The sequence below is a fragment of the Pseudooceanicola sp. NS-SX8 genome (assembly GCF_057380755.1).
Map to the genome: position 1 here is coordinate 1,560,517 of NZ_CM170819.1, position 16,201 is coordinate 1,576,717.

A 16,201-nucleotide genomic window follows, 5' to 3' on the forward strand; every position below is an offset into this window, starting at 1 on the left:
TGACGCTGCGCGTAGGTGCGGCGCTCTCAGTTCGAATGTTTGTGAAGAGTGCAACCGGGTGATGGGGCAAAATTGAGTTTAGAGGATCTGAACGTAGACGCGCTGAGGAAAGCCACGCCGGCGCTTCCCGGGATCGTGCATTTCAACGCAGCCAGCAGTGGCCTGCTACCGGCAGAGGTGGTGGACGCGCTGCAAGACCAGTTGGCCCGGGAACTGCGTGGCGCAACGCATGAAGCCGGCCTCGAAGTGGCCGAGATGCTGGAGGACGCGCGGGACGAAGCCGCCTGGCTGATCGGTGCGACGGCCCCTGAAATCGCCTTTACCTCTTCGAACACCGATGCCTGGAACAAGGCGTTCCTCGCACTGGCTCCCTTGCGGCCCGGCGACAGGATCCTGGTCGGCGGGTCGGAATGGGGCGGCAATATCCTGACACTCCAGCAAGAGTGCAATCGTTGCGGGGCGCGGCTGGAACGCATCCCGGAACTGGCCGATGGGCGGATGGATATTTCTGGCCTGGCGGAGTTGATCGACAGCAACGTCCGATTGATCGCAGTCACTTGGGTTGGTGCCCACCTTGGCTATGCCGCACCGGTGGAGCGTATCGGCCAGCTGGCCCGGGCGCGGGGGATCCCGTTCTTCGTGGATGCAGCGCAGGCTGTCGGTGTTTTGCCGGTCGACGTGGCGCGCATCGGTTGCGACGTGCTGACGGCCGCTGGTCGCAAGGAGTTGCGGGGTCCAAAGGGGACGGGATTTCTTTACGTACGTGAAGGATTTCTGGAGCAACTGACGCCACGGGCCCTGAACCTGCGTGCGGCCGGTGCCGTCGCCGGGGAAGTCATCCTGCGGCAGGACGCAGCCCGTTTTGAAACCGGGGAGTTCTCTCCCGGGCTTCGCCTTGGGCTTGGCGCAGCCATACGACTTGCCAACCGGTTGGGCGCGGTCCCGATCCGTGACCGTGTCCTGGAAAGGACGACCGCGTTGCGACGCGCGCTTGCGGAGGTGCCCGGCCTTGTCCTGCGAGAGGCCGGTCCGGCGGAGAGCCACATCACGACATTCCATCACCCCGCGATAACACCTCAGCAGGTTCAGCAGGCGCTGAAGGTCCGCCAGATCACGGTTAACGCCGTCAGCCACAGCTACGCGCCCCTTGCCACCCTTGAAATGCCGCAGGGCGCGGTCTGTCGCGCATCGGTCAGCTACCTGACCCGGGACGACGAGATCGAGTGCCTGGCAGACGCGCTGAAGCTGGTGCTTGCGCCCCTCGATACGGCACCCTGACGCCGCTGCCTCTGGCCGGGATCAGTCCCAGCCGGGCAGGTCGGAAGCGTATCGCGCGCGCAGGTACCGGGCCAGGGCGGCGATATCCTGTTCCGGCAGTTCGGCGGCGTAGCCCGGCATGTCCCGGAGGGTGGTTCCGGAAGGCGCGACAAGGCCCTGGCGGATGACCGTTTCTGCCGTTTCCGGCCCCGGTGCCCGTAGGGCAGGGGCGCGCGCCAAAGGAATCTGCGCCGCTGTCACCAGATCGTCGAAGGCGGGCTCATGGCAGCTTGCGCAGGCGCTTTCGTAGATGCGGTGAATGCGGTCCGCCTTGGGGAGCGTCTGGGCCGGAGCCGGCAGCGGTTCGCCTTCCCCAAGTGAGGCCAGATAGGTCGCCATGGCGTGCAGATCCGCCTCGGGAAGCTGGGAGGTGCCTTCGATGACCTCTGCCATCGGGCCGGATGCAGCGGACAGGCCTGGGGCGGTGCCGGTTCTCAGGTAGCTGGTCAGCTTGTCGATGTTCCATCCGCGAGAGCCCGCCTCTCCCCCGGCGAGGGGCGGGGCGAACCAATCCCTGATCATCGCGCCCCCGAGCGGTTTTGCCGCGATTTCCGCACCGGCGGCCCCTCTTGGGGTGTGGCAGGCCGAACAATGGCCGACGGTCTCCACCAGATATCGCCCACGGTTCCAGATGGCATCGTGGTCCGGTTCGGTCGTCAGTGGCGCAGACCGATGGTAGAGCGCGTTCCAGGCCGCCATCGCGGGGCGGGGGACCTGCATTTCAGATTTCGGGACCTCTGACCTGACCGGAGGCAGGTTCTGCACGAAGGCGTAAAGCGCCTGGATGTCCGCGTCCTGCATTTTGGCGAAGGAGGTGTAGGGGAAGGCGGGAAAGAGGTTATGTCCGTCCCGGCTGATGCCCTGACGCATTGCGCGCGCGAAAGCCTCGTAGGACCATTGTCCAAGGCCGGTTTCCGGATCGGGTGTCAGGTTGGTTGAGTAGGCCGTGCCGAAAGGCGTTTCCACGGGTTTGCCGCCGGTGTTGGGAAGCCCCCCCGGCGCCGTGTGGCAGGAACTGCAGTTCCCGAGCGCAAAGAGTTCGCGCCCCCGGGCCAGTTGTTCTGCGGTGCTCGACAGCGACGGTGTCACCGGGGGCAGGGCCCGTGCGAGGGGGAGCGAAACCGCACCGAGTCCGGTAAGCCCCATAACGCCAATCGCACCGGCCATGAGCCTGTTTCGCAGCGGCTGCGCCTTGCGCGGCGAGGGACCGGGAAGCGCGGTGACGCCCTGACCTTTGTCCTCTCTGCCAAGCGCGGCCCGCATCTTTTCCGGTGTGAAGGGCGCTTCTCGCATCCGGATCCCGGTCGCATCGAAAATGGCATTGGCGATTGCCGCCGCGGCGGGCACCGCGGCGCTTTCCCCGACGCCGAGAGGCGGATCCTCGGGTCTTGCGACAATCAGGGTCTGTATCTGCGGCAGCTGCGGGAAGGTCGTGATCGGGTAATCGGCAAAGCTGCGATCGCTGACGCTGATTTCGTCGAAGGAGACCTCTTCGCTCAGCACGCGGCCCGCTGTCTGGATCACGTTTCCATGGATCTGCTGGCGGACCCCATCGGGATTGATCACCATCCCCTGATCCTGGCCGACGAAGACCCTGTTCAATGTGACTTCACCGGTTTCAGTATCGACGGCCACGTCCACCACCCAGGCGGCCGAGGCCGCCGCCACGCCCGGGAAGGGGCCATGAACGTAGGTGGCAAAGGCAAAGCCCTGCCCATAGGCCATGCGCCCCTCGCGGCGCAGGCGCGGGGTGCTGCGGGGGGCCCATCCACCCTTTTCCGCGGTTTCGCGCACCAGCGCGGCCTGACGCGGATCGTCCATGTGCCGCAGGCGGAAGGCGACGGGATCTTCTTCCACCTCGGCCGCCAGTTCATCCACATAGCTTTCGTGCGCGAAGGTATTGGGCAAGGCAGAAACGCCGCGCAACCAGGAGGCGCGCACGATGGGCGCCATGTCATGCGCGGTGATCTTGCGGTGTGCAATCCGGTAAGGCGGGACTGCCGTGCGGTCCCCCATCGTGTCGGGGCGCGGTTCGGGGCTGATCCGTCCGGTCAGGAGCAACGCAAGGTTCGGACCCCGGTTCGAGGGATACCAGCTCTCGAACTCGTAGGCATGGAAGTCATTCGCCGCATTCAGTCCGCCGCGGACTTCCATCAGCTGGGCGGCGCCTTTCGGCTCCCACAATGTTTCCTGCGCCCGGGTCAGCTGCACCCGGACCGGGCGACCGCAGGCCCGCGACAACAGCAGGGCATCGCCGGCCACGTCGTCCGCACAGTTGCGGCCATAGCAGCCGGCCGCCTGGTGGCGCCTGACCTCGATCTGACCGTCGGGCATCCCGACCAGCTGAGCAAGATCGGCCCGGAGCATGTGCGGGTTCTGGGTGCCGGACCAGACAACGGGAGAGCCGTCATTCCAGTCGGCTACGGCGCAGGATGGCCCGATTGAACCGTGGAGGTGCCAGGGCCAGACATAGGTCCGATCCAGTCGGTGGGTGGTTTCTTCCAGGCCGGTCCGGATCTCGCCGCTTTCCAGCAGCAGGCGGGGCGTCGAAGGCTGCTCCTTCAGGGTCCGGGCGACGGATTGCATCCCGGGCAGCGGCGGGGGAAGGCGCCAGTCGACTTTCAGCGCCTCTGCGATGGCGCGCGCCTGCGGGGCCTTCTCTGCCAGGACGGCGAGGAAGTCTCCTTCCCGGAATATGCCCAGGAAACCAGGCATGCCGGCGACCGCCGCCTCGTCATAACCGATCAGGCTCCGCCCGATGAAGTCGCCGCTGTCCCGGCCGGCATAGGGGGGGCGTATGACATGTCCGTGCACCATGCCGTCGACGCGAACGTCCTGGATGTAGGTGAAGTCTGCCGTCAGCTTGGCAGGCAGGTCGATCCGTCCGGCCTTGCGCCCGACGAGGCGATAGGTCGCCGGATCCTTGACCGGGGTGGTGTCATCAAGCGGCAGCGCCTCCGCATGGTTTTCCAGAAGGGTGTCATAGGGCAGGGCATTCGACTGCCAGGCGCAGGCACCATCCTCCGTCGTGATCTCCTCGACCGGGGCATCAAGACGAAGCGCGGCCTGAGATACCAGCCAGGCGCGGGCCTGCGCGGCGGCCAGTCGAAGTGGTCTGGCGGCGACCTGTATCGTTTCGGAGGCGATCGTCGGCCCCTGGTTCGGGGTGTGCGCCGTGTCGCCCAAACGGATGGTGACCGCGTCCAGCGGCAGGTCGAGCTCCTCTGCCACGATCTGGGTCAGGGCGATCCCGATGCCGGTGCCCAGATCGACATGGCCGTTGTAACCGATGGCCTTGCCATCTGCGGACAGGGTCAGGAAGACGTCGCGCCCGGAGGCGGTGTCGCGGAAGATCGTCAGGGCCTGGGTCATTCTTGGCTGGCCTCCCGCAGGAGTTCCGCGGCACGCCGGACCGAGGCGACGATTTCCAGGTGGGCTCCGCAGCGACAGAGGTTGTGGCGCAACGCGCTGCGGATCTCATCCTCGGTCGGATCGGTGTTGTGGCGAAGCAGGGAAAGCGCGCTCATCACCATGCCATTCAGGCAGTAACCGCATTGTGCGCCTTCGTGTTCGAGGAAAGCCTGCTGCACGGGATGGAGCGCGCCAGAGGTCGGATCAGACAGCCCTTCCAGCGTCGTGATCTCCCGTCCTGCCACCTTTTCGGCCCGCAGGACGCAGGCACGCGCGGGGGAGCCGTCGACGAGAACAGTACAGGCCCCGCACTGTGCCAGCCCGCATCCGTATTTCGGTCCGTTCAGCCCCAGTTCGTCGCGCAGAAGATCCAGCAGGGTTGCCCCCGGAGCTGTTTCACACGTCGCTTCCCGGCCATTCACTCGCAATGCCAGCACTTGCCCTACCATGTCATTCTCCGGACGCCTTGGGGCGTCTCTCCGCTTGCCCGGGGTTCCAGGAACGCGCCGGTATATTTGCTTGCGCACGAACGATGTACCGGAACCGCGCGTGACGCCAGAGCCAGTCAGCCACGTATTCGTTCGCCGCTCAACTTTGCCGTCAAACTGTGCAGTGAACAGGTGATCCGCCCGGAAGCGGGGTCGTGGCAATTCGGCGCGACGGCTTGACCGGGGGGGCAGGGGGCGGCATGTAGCCTCTGCCTCGCCGCCTTCGCGGCCCGGCCATCCTGGAAGGAGCACGCCTTGGCACGCAGTCCCTCGACCCAAACCAGCCTTCCTGAACGCGACAGATCCCGGCGTGTCGGTTCCCTGGGGGAGCTCTGGCCGTTCCTGCGGCCCTATCGCGCCCTGCTGATCGGTGCGCTGCTGGCCCTGGTGTTGACGGCTTCGGTGTCCCTAGTTCTGCCGCTTGCAGTCCGGCGCGTGGTGGACAACTTCGAAGACGGGTCGGCCCGGATCCTGGATCAGTACTTCATGGCGGCGATCGGTATCGCTGCCTTGCTCGCGCTTGGGACGGGGCTGCGCTACACCTTGGTGACGAAACTGGGGGAACGGGTCGTCGCGGACATCCGCAAGGCCGTTTTCGGCCGCGTCATCGGCATGAGCCCGGCCTTCTACGAGACAACGATGACCGGGGAGGTGCTGAGCCGGATTACGACAGATACCACGCTGATCCAGTCGGTGATCGGGTCGTCCGTCTCTGTCGCGCTGCGCAATGTTCTGATCTTCTTCGGCGGCTTCGTGATGATGCTGCTGACCTCGGCCAAGCTGACAGGGCTTGCGCTGCTGATCGTTCCGCTTGTCGTGGTGCCGATCCTGACCCTTGGTCGCCGTTTGCGCAAACTCAGCCGGGAGAACCAGGACTGGATCGCGCAAAGCTCCGGCAATGCGTCTGAGGCGCTGCTGTCGGTGCAGACGGTGCAGGCCTTCACCCATGAAAGCCGCAGCAGGGCCGCCTTCGACGAGGTGACGGAACAGAGCTACCGTTCGGCCATGCGTCGCGTGGTAACCCGCGCGGTGATGACGATGATCGTGATCTTCCTTGTCTTCGCGGGCGTGGTCGGCGTGCTCTGGATCGGTGCGCATGATGTCCGGGCCGGGCAGATGTCGACCGGCGGACTGGTACAGTTCGTGATCTATGCGGTGATGGTCGCAGGGTCCGTCGCGGCTTTGTCGGAAATCTGGGGGGAGCTGCAGCGCGCCGCCGGCGCCACGGAAAGGCTGGTCGAGCTGCTGACGGTCGAGGACAACGTGCAGGATCCCGAAGTGCCGGTTTCCCCGGCCAGCCCGGCGCGGGGAGAGATCAACTTTCAGGATGTCACTTTCTTCTATCCTTCCCGCAGCGCCAAGTCGGCACTGGAGGGCGTGACCCTCACCGTGCGGCCCGGCGAAACCGTTGCCGTGGTCGGGCCGTCGGGCGCCGGCAAGTCGACGCTGATCCAGCTGATCCTTCGCTTCTTCGATCCGACATCGGGCAAGGTCATGCTGGATGGGGTCAACCTGCGGGACATGGCGCGGACGGACTTCCGCCGCTCCGTCGCATTGGTGCCGCAGGATCCGGTCATCTTCGCGGCTTCCGCCCGGGAAAACATCCGCTTCGGCTGGCCGGGTGCAACCGATGCCGAGGTCGAGGAAGCCGCCGCAGCGGCCGCGGCACATGAGTTCATCGAAGCGCTTCCAGAGGGATACGACAGTCCGGTCGGCGAACGGGGCGTGATGCTGTCCGGTGGGCAGAAGCAACGGATCGCCATCGCGCGCGCAATTCTGCGGGATGCTCCGGTGCTGCTGCTGGACGAGGCGACCTCTGCTCTGGATGCGGAAAGCGAGCGGCTGGTCCAGCAGGCGATCGAGACCGTCTCTGCCGGGCGCACGACCATCATCATCGCGCACCGCCTTGCGACCGTGAAGAAGGCGGATCGGATCGTCGTGATGGAAGATGGACGTATCGTTGCGCAGGGCACCCATGACGACCTGGTGGCGCAGGGCGGCCTTTATGCGCGCCTTGCACGTCTGCAGTTCACCGATGGGGCCGCTGACTGAGGCCTGGATCCAAAGCCCCCGCGAAAGGGGCCTCGGCGGCCCATTGAAATGGCCTCCGCGCGATGGGTCAGTCCCTTGACTCTTCCTACAAAAACTCTCGCCCCCGCATCTTTCCATGCTAGGGTTTTCGCTACGTTGCGTCCACGGGAGGAATACGCAGCGTCACGCTTGCCTTTGCGGCGTTGGTCGAAAATCTAGCGGAGAGCGCATGGAGGCGCGGGGAGATGGGAGGAGAACGCATGACCTTCAGAGGCGTGCCAGATGTAAAGCGTATAGAAGCGGAAATGCCTTGGGAGGCCCGCGACGTCGCAAAGACGGTCTACGGGATGATTTGCCGTACGGCGGAGTGTTATCCGGCCAATGATGCGGTCTCCTTTCAGCTGGAGTCCGGCCCGAAAGACAGGGCGGAGACGCTGAGCTGGCGCGAGTTGCGGGAGAGCGTCGCGCAGGCTGCCAACGCCTTTCGCGCGGCGGGCATTGGGGAAAGCGACGTGGTGGCCCTGGTCCTGCCGAACTCGATAGAGACCGTCGTGGCAACCCTTGGCGGGATGACCGCGGGTATCGTCAATCCGGTCAACCCGCTGCTGGAGCCTGAACAGATCTCCGCCATCCTGCGGGAGACGAACGCCAGGGTCGTGGTCACCCTGAAGTCCTTCCCGAAAAGCGATGTCGCCCAGAAGGTCGCCCAGGCTGTGCTCTTCGCGCCGAATGTGCACACGGTGATGGAAATCGACCTCAATCGGTATCTTGCACCGCCCAAGAGCTGGATCGTTCCGCTGCTGCGCCCGAAGATGCCGGAAAAGCACCACGCGGACATCCGCAGCTTCGGCGCCGAACTGGAAAAGCAGCCCCGGACCCTGGCGTTCGAGGACAGCAAGACGGATCGCATCGGCGCCTACTTCCACACCGGCGGAACGACCGGGATGCCCAAGGTGGCCCGTCACCTTCATTCAGGCATGGTCTACAATGCCTGGGTCGGTGCGTCGTTGCTGTTCACGGACGAGGACAGCATCATGTGTCCGCTGCCGATGTTCCATGTCTTTGCCTGCCAGGTGATGCTCATGGGGGCCTGCATGTCGGGCGCCCACGTGGTGTTTCCGACACCGGCGGGCTACCGCGGTGACGGTGTCTTCGACAATTTCTGGAAGCTTTGCGAGCGCTGGAAGACGACTTTCATCGTGTCGGTTCCCACGGCGATCTCTGCCCTGATGCAGCGGCCGGTCGATGCGGATCTGTCCACCGTCAAACTGTGCTTCTCCGGCTCCGCTCCCTTGCCGGTCGAACTGTTCAAGAGGTTCGAGTCCGCCGCCGGCCTCAAGATCCTGGAGGGCTACGGCCTGACCGAAGCGACCTGCCTTGTCTCCTGCAATCCAGATGAAGGGGAGCGCAAGCACGGCTCCGTCGGTGTGCCGTTCCCCTATACGGACGTTCGGATCCTCGACAACACCTCTGGCGAGCCACGCGAATGCGGTGTCGATGAGGTGGGGGAAATCTGCGTCGCCAACCCGGGTGTCTATGCCGGGTCGACCTACACCGAGGAGGCGAAGAACCGGGACCTCTTCCACTACGACCGCTACCTGCGGACAGGCGACCTTGGTCGGCTGGATGCGGATGGCTACCTCTTCATCACCGGCAGGGCGAAGGATCTGATCATCCGTGGCGGCCACAACATTGACCCGGCAGAGATCGAGGAAGCGTTGCTTGCCCACACTGCCGTGGCTTTCGCCGGTGCGATTGGCCAGCCCGATCCTCGGGCGGGGGAACTGCCCTGCGCTTACGTCGAGCTGGTGGACGGGGTATCGGTGACGGCGGAGGAGTTGCTTGCCCACTGCAAGGTTCACGTGCACGAGCGGGCTGCCATTCCGAAGTTCATCGAGGTCCTGGACGAATTGCCGAAAACGGCCGTGGGCAAGGTTTTCAAGCCGGCATTGCGCAAGAGCGCGATCCGCAGGGTCTACAATGCTGCGCTTGCCGAGGCCGGATTGGACGCCGAGGTTGTCGAAGTCATAGATGACAAGAAGCGTGGGCTGACGGCGCGGATCCGGCGTAATGGTACCGTCGACGAAGCGGCGCTGAAGACCTTGCTGGGCAATTACACCACGCCCTGGGAATGGGTCGAAGACGTCAAGGAACCTGCCTGATCCCTCGCTGGTATCGCTGGCCATCACCACAGGCCATCCGATGAACCGCAGGACGTGAAAAAGGCTCCCCCGTTTCCGGGGGAGCCTTCTTGTTTCTCCAGCCGTGGATCAGGCGATGTCGAAACGGTCCGCGTTCATCACCTTCGTCCAAGCTGCCACGAAGTCCTTCACGAACTTCTCTCCGGCGTCGTCCTGGGCGTAGACTTCCGCATAGGCCCGCAGGATCGAGTTGGAGCCAAAGACCAGGTCCGCACGGGTCGCGGTCCAGGCCACGGCGCCGGTCCGGCGATCGCGGATCTCGTAGGTGCCGCCAGAGACGGGAACCCAAGAGTAGGCCATGTCGGTCAGGTTGGCGAAGAAGTCCGTGGTCAGGGCGCCGACCTTGTCGGTGAAGACACCGTGGGCCGTGCCGCCGTGGTTGGTGCCGATCACGCGCATCCCGCCGACAAGAACGGTCATCTGCGCCGCGGTGAGGCCCATCAGCTGGGCCCGGTCCAGCATCATCTCTTCGGGGCTGACCACGTAGTCCTTCTTGGCCCAGTTGCGGAAGCCGTCCGCCAGTGGTTCGAGCGCGTCGAAGCTGTCGGCATCGGTCATCTCGTCGGTCGCATCACCACGGCCGGGGGCGAAGGGGACATCCACGTCAAAGCCAGCGGCCTTGGCGGCCAGTTCAACACCCAGGTTGCCGGCAAGCACAATCGTGTCGGCGATGCTTGCACCAGCTTCTGCCGCCAGCGGTTCAAGCACCGACAGGACACGGGCGAGCCGCTCGGGTTCGTTCCCTTCCCAGTCCTTCTGCGGGGCCAGGCGAATGCGCGCGCCGTTCGCCCCGCCGCGCATGTCGGAACCACGGTAGGTGCGCGCGCTGTCCCATGCGGTGCTGACCATGTCGGAGATGGACAGGCCGCTTGCGGCGATCTTGGCCTTCAGGTGACCGATGTCGTACTGGGTCGGACCCTCGGGAATCGGATCCTGCCAGATCAGATCCTCGGACGGAACATCGGGCCCCATGTAGCGGGCTTTCGGCCCCATGTCGCGGTGGGTCAGCTTGAACCAGGCCCGTGCGAAGGTTTCCGAGAAGTACTCGGGGTCTGCCATGAATTTCTGGCAGATCGCGTTGTAGATCGGGTCCACCTTCATGGCCATGTCGGCGTCGGTCATCATCGGCATGCATTTGATCGACGGGTCTTCCACGTCGACGGGCATGTCTTCTTCCTTGATGTCGACAGGCTGCCACTGGTTGGCGCCTGCGGGCGACTTCGTCAGTTCCCACTCGTAGCCGAACAGCATTTCGAACCAACCCATGTCCCACTTGGTGGGTTCCTTGGTCCAGGCGCCTTCGATGCCCGACACCACGGTGTCGCGACCGATGCCGCGGCCCTTGGTGTTCATCCACCCGATCCCCTGGAATTCGACGTCTGCTGCTTCGGGATCGGCGGAGAGGTTGTCCGCATCGCCGTTGCCGTGGCTCTTGCCGATGGTGTGTCCCCCGGCGGTCAGCGCGGCCGTTTCCTCATCGTCCATGGCCATCCGGGCGAAGGTCTCGCGCACCTGCGCGGCCGTCTTCATCGGATCAGGCTGACCGTTGACGCCTTCGGGGTTCACGTAGATCAGGCCCATCTGCACCGCAGACAGCGGGTTTTCCATAGTCTCCGGCTTGTCCACGTCGTCGTAGCGTTCATCGGAGGGCGCGAGCCACTCCTTTTCGGAGCCCCAGTAGGTGTCCTTCTCCGGGTGCCAGATGTCTTCGCGGCCGAAGGCGAAGCCAAAGGTCTTCAGGCCAGCGACTTCGTAGGCGATCGTGCCGGACAGGATCATCAGGTCAGCCCAGGAGACCTTGCTGCCGTACTTCTTCTTGATGGGCCAGAGCAGGCGGCGCCCCTTGTCGGTGTTGACGTTATCGGGCCAGGAGTTCAGCGGCGCAAAGCGCTGGTTGCCGGTGCCGCCGCCCCCGCGGCCATCGGCCAGGCGGTAGGACCCTGCAGCGTGCCAGGCAACACGCGCGAACATGCCGACATAGGATCCCCAGTCGGCAGGCCACCATTCCTGGCTTTCATTCATCAGGGCGCGCAGGTCGTTCTTCAGGGCTTCGACGTCCAGCTTCTTCAGCTCTTCGCGATAGTTGAAATCCGGCCCCATCGGGTTGGTCTTGGTGTCATGCTGGTGGAGGATGTCCAGGTTCAGCGCATTGGGCCACCAGTCGGTCACAGTCGTACCGCTGGTCGTCATTCCCCCATGCATGACCGGGCACTTGCCACCGGTTTTTACGTCATTTCCATCCATTGTCTTCATCTCCGACTAGCTGCTGCGTTTCTCAGGAAACAGTGGCGTCCTGGCCCCCTGAACTACCTGAGGGAGTCTGCGGGTCGCTTTCCTCTCCTCGTCCCTGAGGAGTCGTACCAAGGTATTTCTATAATTTACAATCGTATTAATTTTGATTTGGTATAGGTTCGGATTATCTATCTGGTTTCAGGCGGTCGTTGCGTCCGATCGTTGCCTTCACCGCCTTGATGGTAGGGCAAAACAGGTCTTTGGCGACTGCGTGTTTCGCAGGTTTTGGACCAAACCTTCACGCTGCGTGGTGCGCCCTCACCTAAAGCGCTTCAGGTGGGGAGGAGGCGAAGGCGCAAATGCTCCCTCGAGGGTTTGATCCATACGCGACTGTATTTGCTTGCGGATTTCAGAATCCGACCTGCACGTGGCGAAAAATTTCCTTCCAACTGTGGCGGAAAAGTCATCCCTTGACTGAAATTTCGCCGCGTCGACTTGAATGAGAGATCAATTAGTCCGGGCCACTCTGGTCGGGTGGGGTGGCCCGCTGAATGGCAGGTTTTGTTAGGCTGTATAACCCTAAACGCCTGTGTAATATGGCTCTCGTGAGCTTGTTATCATGCTCATGTGATGCCGATTGACGTCGGCGCAGATCCTGATGACTGCCGGAATCTGGCGGCGATCCGTGGCGACTCGGGGGCGCGCCAAAAATTGCAGGCGCCAAAAAAAGTGATATCGCTCTCGAATTTCTTGATTTTGGACTTGCGAAAAGCGACGTTGCGAGGAGCAGCTTCGGCGTGATCCCGCTTGTTCGGTCATGTCGTCAGTCATCCGCGAAACACGCTTGGGGGCGTCGCGGAATCGGGGAAAAAGTCGGGAGCATTTTGATGCCCATTCGTCAGAAAGCAGCTGCGGCTGCACTGGTCGGACTCGCTCTGGCGGGTTGTCAGCAGGACGGGTCCAGCAGCCAGAGCCTGAATGCACTTCTTGCATCCGGGCCCGATGCGCGGACCCGCGAAGTTCTGAGCACGGATCTTGCGGAAGTTCTGGATCAGCATGAGGGCGCCTTGGCCCGCTTCGATGGCAGTGCCGATGCGGGTGAGGCGGCGATCCCGCTGAATACCCTCCTGGCGCAGGCCATGGTGCGCAACCCGTCCATCGGTCAGGCGGCCCAGGCGATCAACCAGGCGGATGCGGAGCGCATGCGTGCGGTCTACGCGATGCTGCCTCAGGTCTACATGAATTTCACCTATGACGGGCTGGATCAGAACGTGATCGAGTCCGACAATGCCGTGTTCGAAGAGGGGCGTGCGCGCTACCCGGTCAAGACGTCCTCGGCGAGCCTGGTGCAGCCCCTGTTCGACCCGGCGCGTCGTTTCCGTCTGCAGCTGGCGAAGAACGTCAAGTCGGGTGCGGAGGTTGATTACATCGGCGCCGTGCGTGATGTGGTCTACGAAGTCTTCGACAACTATATCGTCGCGAACCAGGCCCGCGCACGCATGGCGTCCCTGAAAGAGCGCCGTTACCTCATCAATCGCCAGATCAGCAGCCAGGGCGACCTCGTCGCAACGGGGCTGTCCAACGTGCTGGAAGCATCTTCCCTGCGGAGCGAGCGCGACACCACTGCCGCACAGGAATCGCTGGAGGCCGCGCGCTACGCAGAGGCACTCAGCAACCTGGCGTCGCTGACCGGGCTTGTGATCTCGGATGTCGAAGCGCTCCGCATCACGCCTGAGCTCATTGCCTCGGTCAAGAAGATCGATGTGGACAAGGCCGTTGCCGATGCGCTGGAGAACAACCCGGGCATCATGAGTGCGGCTCTGCAGGTCGTCAGCTCCGAGATCGAGCGGAAAGAGGCGCATGCCTCCGACATCTCTCCGGTGCTGGAAGCCTACGCGACCATCGAAAAGGAAGATCGCGCCGACAGCCGCTTTGGTGGCGGGTCCATCACCGTCGACAAGACCGTGGGTGTCAGCCTGACGGTGCCGATCTTCAACTCCAAGGGCACGGGGCTTTCGGAGCCCACCAAGCGCGCGCAGGTCAAGACTGCCGCACTGGAATATCACGTCCGGCGTCGCGCGGTGGAAACGGAAGTCCGTACCACCCACGCCCGCCTGCTGGAGCTGGTCAAGGCCATCAGCCAGTCGCAGAACGCGGCCTACCACGCAAGCAAGGCCCTGGAAGTCGAACAGCAGCGGGTCAATTCGGGTGAAAGCGTCGACCTGGCAGTCGCGGCGCGCCAGCTTCGCCTGAATGAATCGCGGGAACAGATGTTCTATTACCGTGCGGAGTTCATGCGCTCCTGGGCGCGGCTCAACTACCTCATGGGTGCCGACCTGACGCGGCAGGGCTTCTGATGTCCATGCCGGCTGGCATCCGGGTAAGCGGGAAGAGGCGTTCAGCCTCTTTTCGTGTTGCCGGCGTGGTGCTTCTTCAGGGGGCGGCGCTTCTCGCGGCCACGGGGCAGGGGGCCATGGCGCAGACCACGAGCCGGGAAGAATTCGCCGCAAAGGCGCAGCAGGTGCAAGGGGCAACCCCGCCTGCCTCCTTCGGGACGCCAGGGGTGGATCAGTTCAACTGCACAATTCGCCCTCTCCGCGTGGTCGAGGTCGCGGCCGAGATCAACGGCGTCGCCAAGAGCGTCCTGGTGCGCCCCGGGCAACGGGTTGCTGCCGGTGATCTGATGGTCGAGCTTTTCAGCGACATGACCCGCGCGGACCTGAGGCTCGCCGAGGCGCATGCCAACAGCACCGGTGATCTGCGCGCAGCTGAAATCCGCCGGGACGGCGCGGCGCGCAAGGAGGCGCGCCTGAAGGATGCGCTGGAACGCCGTGCGGTCAGCCCGTCTGACTACGAGGCAGCCCAGCTCGAACTGGAGATCGCGGCCAACGACGTGGAGCGGCAGAAGCAGGCGCTGGAATTTGCAGCCCTGGAGGCGGAACAATCCGCGCTTCTGGTGGCGAAATCCGAAGTACGCGCGCCGGTCGACGGGGTCGTGGGTGAAGACCTGATCGATCCCGGCGAAAGCACCTCCGGTCGTGCTGTTGCAACGATCTACGACAATCAGCCGCTGCGGGTCGAAGCCTATGTGCCTGCCGGGGTGATGGCAGATTTCGTGGCCGAGGGACAGTTCGCGATCGTCGTGAACGATCAGACCGATGCGCCACTTCCGGTGGCGCTGGACTATGTGGCGCAGCTGGCCGACCTGACCTCCGGCACGATTTCAGTGTTCTTTACCCTGGATGCACCGGGGGTTCTGCCAGGCAGCAAGTGCCTGGTTTCAACGACCAGACTTGAGACTGAAGAGACGATCGGGGGAACAGAATGACCGGGCAATATCCCAACAGTGGGCGTATTCGCCGCTGGCTCCGCACCAGCGTTGCAAGCCTTGTCGTGGCATCTTCGGCGGCGGCGGGTGGCATGATGGCCTTCGCGCCGGTAAGTTCCGCCGATGTGGCGACGACGGGCAGTTTTGTTGCCGGCGCCGCGATCTCTTCCGTTTACGGGGCGACGGCGAATATCGGGCTGAATTTCAACAATCTGTTCGACGCCGGGATCGATGCCTCCCTCGATTTCCGGGCCGGGGAAGAAGGCCAGGCGCTGACACTCGGCATCTCGCGGGAGCAGTCCCTGGGAGAGACCTTCATGGGCCGGGATACGATCCTGGACTATGGCATCAGCGCCTCTGACGAGGATTGGGATTTCCGCTCCTACCGCAACCAGAGCTACGAACTGACAGTCGGGGCGGGGGCGCATCTGACCGATGCGTTCAGCTACCGGGTCGGCGTGTTCCACCAGTTCGACAAGCTGGAGGACGCGGACAGCACCCTGTCGCCGTTCATTCTGGCGGATATGCAGGAAAGCACTGCGACCGGGCTGGAACTGTCCCTGGACTGGAGCAACCGCGCCGGTGACGGCCTGCTGGAGCCGGGTGTCGATTTCGGTCTCGGCTATCGCGTCTCGGGCCTTGGTGACAGCCGCGAATTTCAGGCCGTGACCGGTGGCGTCGATTACTACCACCAGATCTTCGGCGCAGCGATCCTGAACCTCGGGCTCAGCGGTGGGGTCGTGACCGGGGGTGGTGACGGCTACGTTGCGATCAACGACCGGGCCTTCCTGGGCGGCGACATGCCCCGCGGGTTTGCCTATGGCGGTATCGGACCCGTGGATGCCTCTACCGGGGACTCCCTGGGCGGTACCCGCTACGTGTCGGCGACGGCACAGGTCATCGTTCCCACCGCGCGGCCCGGCCTGGCCGTGGGGGCCTTCTGGGATGGTGCCAGCTTGTCGGACCTGCTCGGGATCGACAGTGCGGATGTCGACGAAAGCGCCTTCCTGCGCCAGTCGGTCGGCATCTCGATTATTTACGATACGAAAATGGGCCAGTTCAGCGCGGCGATTGCCGCGCCGATCGAAAAGCGACCTGAAGACGAGGTTCAAAACCTCTCCTTCTCGTTTACCGCGAATTTCTGACGTTAGGTTGACGGACCGGGTGGGGGCCCGTCCGTGCTAGGGGATCCA

9 protein-coding genes are annotated in these 16,201 nt (G+C 63.9%); 6 read left to right on the top strand and 3 right to left on the bottom strand.

Annotation, left to right across the window (positions count from 1 at the left end; genetic code table 11):
- The first annotated feature begins 48 nt into the window (after nucleotides 1–48).
- Nucleotides 49–1,278 (top strand): aminotransferase class V-fold PLP-dependent enzyme, encoded by a 1,230-nt coding sequence (locus tag AC2IR1_RS07160; RefSeq protein ID WP_486475596.1) that lies wholly within the window; start codon nucleotides 49–51, stop codon nucleotides 1,276–1,278.
- 21 nt (nucleotides 1,279–1,299) lie between these two features.
- Here the strand turns inward: AC2IR1_RS07160 and AC2IR1_RS07165 are convergent, their stop codons facing one another.
- On the bottom strand, nucleotides 1,300–4,689 hold the full coding sequence (locus AC2IR1_RS07165; RefSeq protein WP_486475597.1) for a molybdopterin cofactor-binding domain-containing protein: 3,390 nt from the start codon (nucleotides 4,687–4,689) through the stop codon (nucleotides 1,300–1,302).
- A complete protein-coding gene (locus AC2IR1_RS07170; protein WP_486475598.1) occupies nucleotides 4,686–5,177 on the bottom strand; it encodes a (2Fe-2S)-binding protein in 492 nt (163 codons plus the stop codon). The genes AC2IR1_RS07165 and AC2IR1_RS07170 overlap by 4 nt, the downstream gene beginning before the upstream one ends.
- Before the next feature lie 294 nt (nucleotides 5,178–5,471).
- Between AC2IR1_RS07170 and AC2IR1_RS07175 the strand changes: the two genes are divergently transcribed.
- Together AC2IR1_RS07175 and AC2IR1_RS07180 are read left to right on the top strand one after the other, a co-directional pair.
- Nucleotides 5,472–7,268, top strand: coding sequence for an ABC transporter transmembrane domain-containing protein (locus AC2IR1_RS07175; protein WP_486475599.1), 1,797 nt, complete (start codon nucleotides 5,472–5,474; stop codon nucleotides 7,266–7,268).
- Nucleotides 7,269–7,507: 239 nt separating this feature from the next.
- Nucleotides 7,508–9,409: an acyl-CoA synthetase gene (locus AC2IR1_RS07180; protein WP_486475600.1), complete on the top strand. Its 1,902-nt coding sequence runs from the start codon at nucleotides 7,508–7,510 to the stop codon at nucleotides 9,407–9,409.
- A 108-nt stretch (nucleotides 9,410–9,517) separates the two neighbouring features.
- Here AC2IR1_RS07180 and katG read toward each other — a convergent pair whose 3' ends face one another.
- Nucleotides 9,518–11,692, bottom strand: a complete 2,175-nt coding sequence (gene katG / locus AC2IR1_RS07185; RefSeq protein WP_486475601.1) for a catalase/peroxidase HPI — start codon at nucleotides 11,690–11,692, stop codon at nucleotides 9,518–9,520.
- A 1,055-nt stretch (nucleotides 11,693–12,747) separates the two neighbouring features.
- On the opposite strand from katG, the gene AC2IR1_RS07190 reads away from it, so the two are divergent.
- The 3 genes from AC2IR1_RS07190 to AC2IR1_RS07200 all read left to right on the top strand — a co-directional run bounded on the left by AC2IR1_RS07190 (nucleotide 12,748) and on the right by AC2IR1_RS07200 (nucleotide 16,153).
- Nucleotides 12,748–14,037 carry a TolC family protein gene (locus tag AC2IR1_RS07190; protein WP_486475602.1) on the top strand — a complete coding sequence of 430 codons (1,290 nt, stop codon included), beginning with the start codon at nucleotides 12,748–12,750 and terminating at the stop codon, nucleotides 14,035–14,037.
- 116 nt (nucleotides 14,038–14,153) lie between these two features.
- The gene (locus AC2IR1_RS07195) at nucleotides 14,154–15,008 is read left to right on the top strand and encodes an efflux RND transporter periplasmic adaptor subunit (protein WP_486475603.1); all 855 of its coding nucleotides are present in this window, start codon (nucleotides 14,154–14,156) and stop codon (nucleotides 15,006–15,008) included.
- On the top strand, nucleotides 15,005–16,153 hold the full coding sequence (locus AC2IR1_RS07200) for a BamA/TamA family outer membrane protein (protein ID WP_486475604.1): 1,149 nt from the start codon (nucleotides 15,005–15,007) through the stop codon (nucleotides 16,151–16,153). Before AC2IR1_RS07195 ends, AC2IR1_RS07200 begins: the two co-directional genes overlap by 4 nt.
- The last annotated feature ends 48 nt before the right edge of the window (nucleotides 16,154–16,201 follow it).

Bases quoted from the DNA above. Each gene is read 5' to 3' on its own strand.
- AC2IR1_RS07165 (WP_486475597.1), bottom strand. From the start codon at position 4,689: ATGACCCAGGCCCTGACGATCTTCCGCGACACCGCCTCCGGGCGCGAC.
- AC2IR1_RS07170 (WP_486475598.1), bottom strand. From the start codon at position 5,177: ATGGTAGGGCAAGTGCTGGCATTGCGAGTGAATGGCCGGGAAGCGACG.
- AC2IR1_RS07180 (WP_486475600.1), top strand. From the start codon at position 7,508: ATGACCTTCAGAGGCGTGCCAGATGTAAAGCGTATAGAAGCGGAAATG.
- katG (WP_486475601.1), bottom strand. From the start codon at position 11,692: ATGGATGGAAATGACGTAAAAACCGGTGGCAAGTGCCCGGTCATGCAT.
- AC2IR1_RS07195 (WP_486475603.1), top strand. From the start codon at position 14,154: ATGGCGCAGACCACGAGCCGGGAAGAATTCGCCGCAAAGGCGCAGCAG.
- AC2IR1_RS07200 (WP_486475604.1), top strand. From the start codon at position 15,005: ATGACCGGGCAATATCCCAACAGTGGGCGTATTCGCCGCTGGCTCCGC.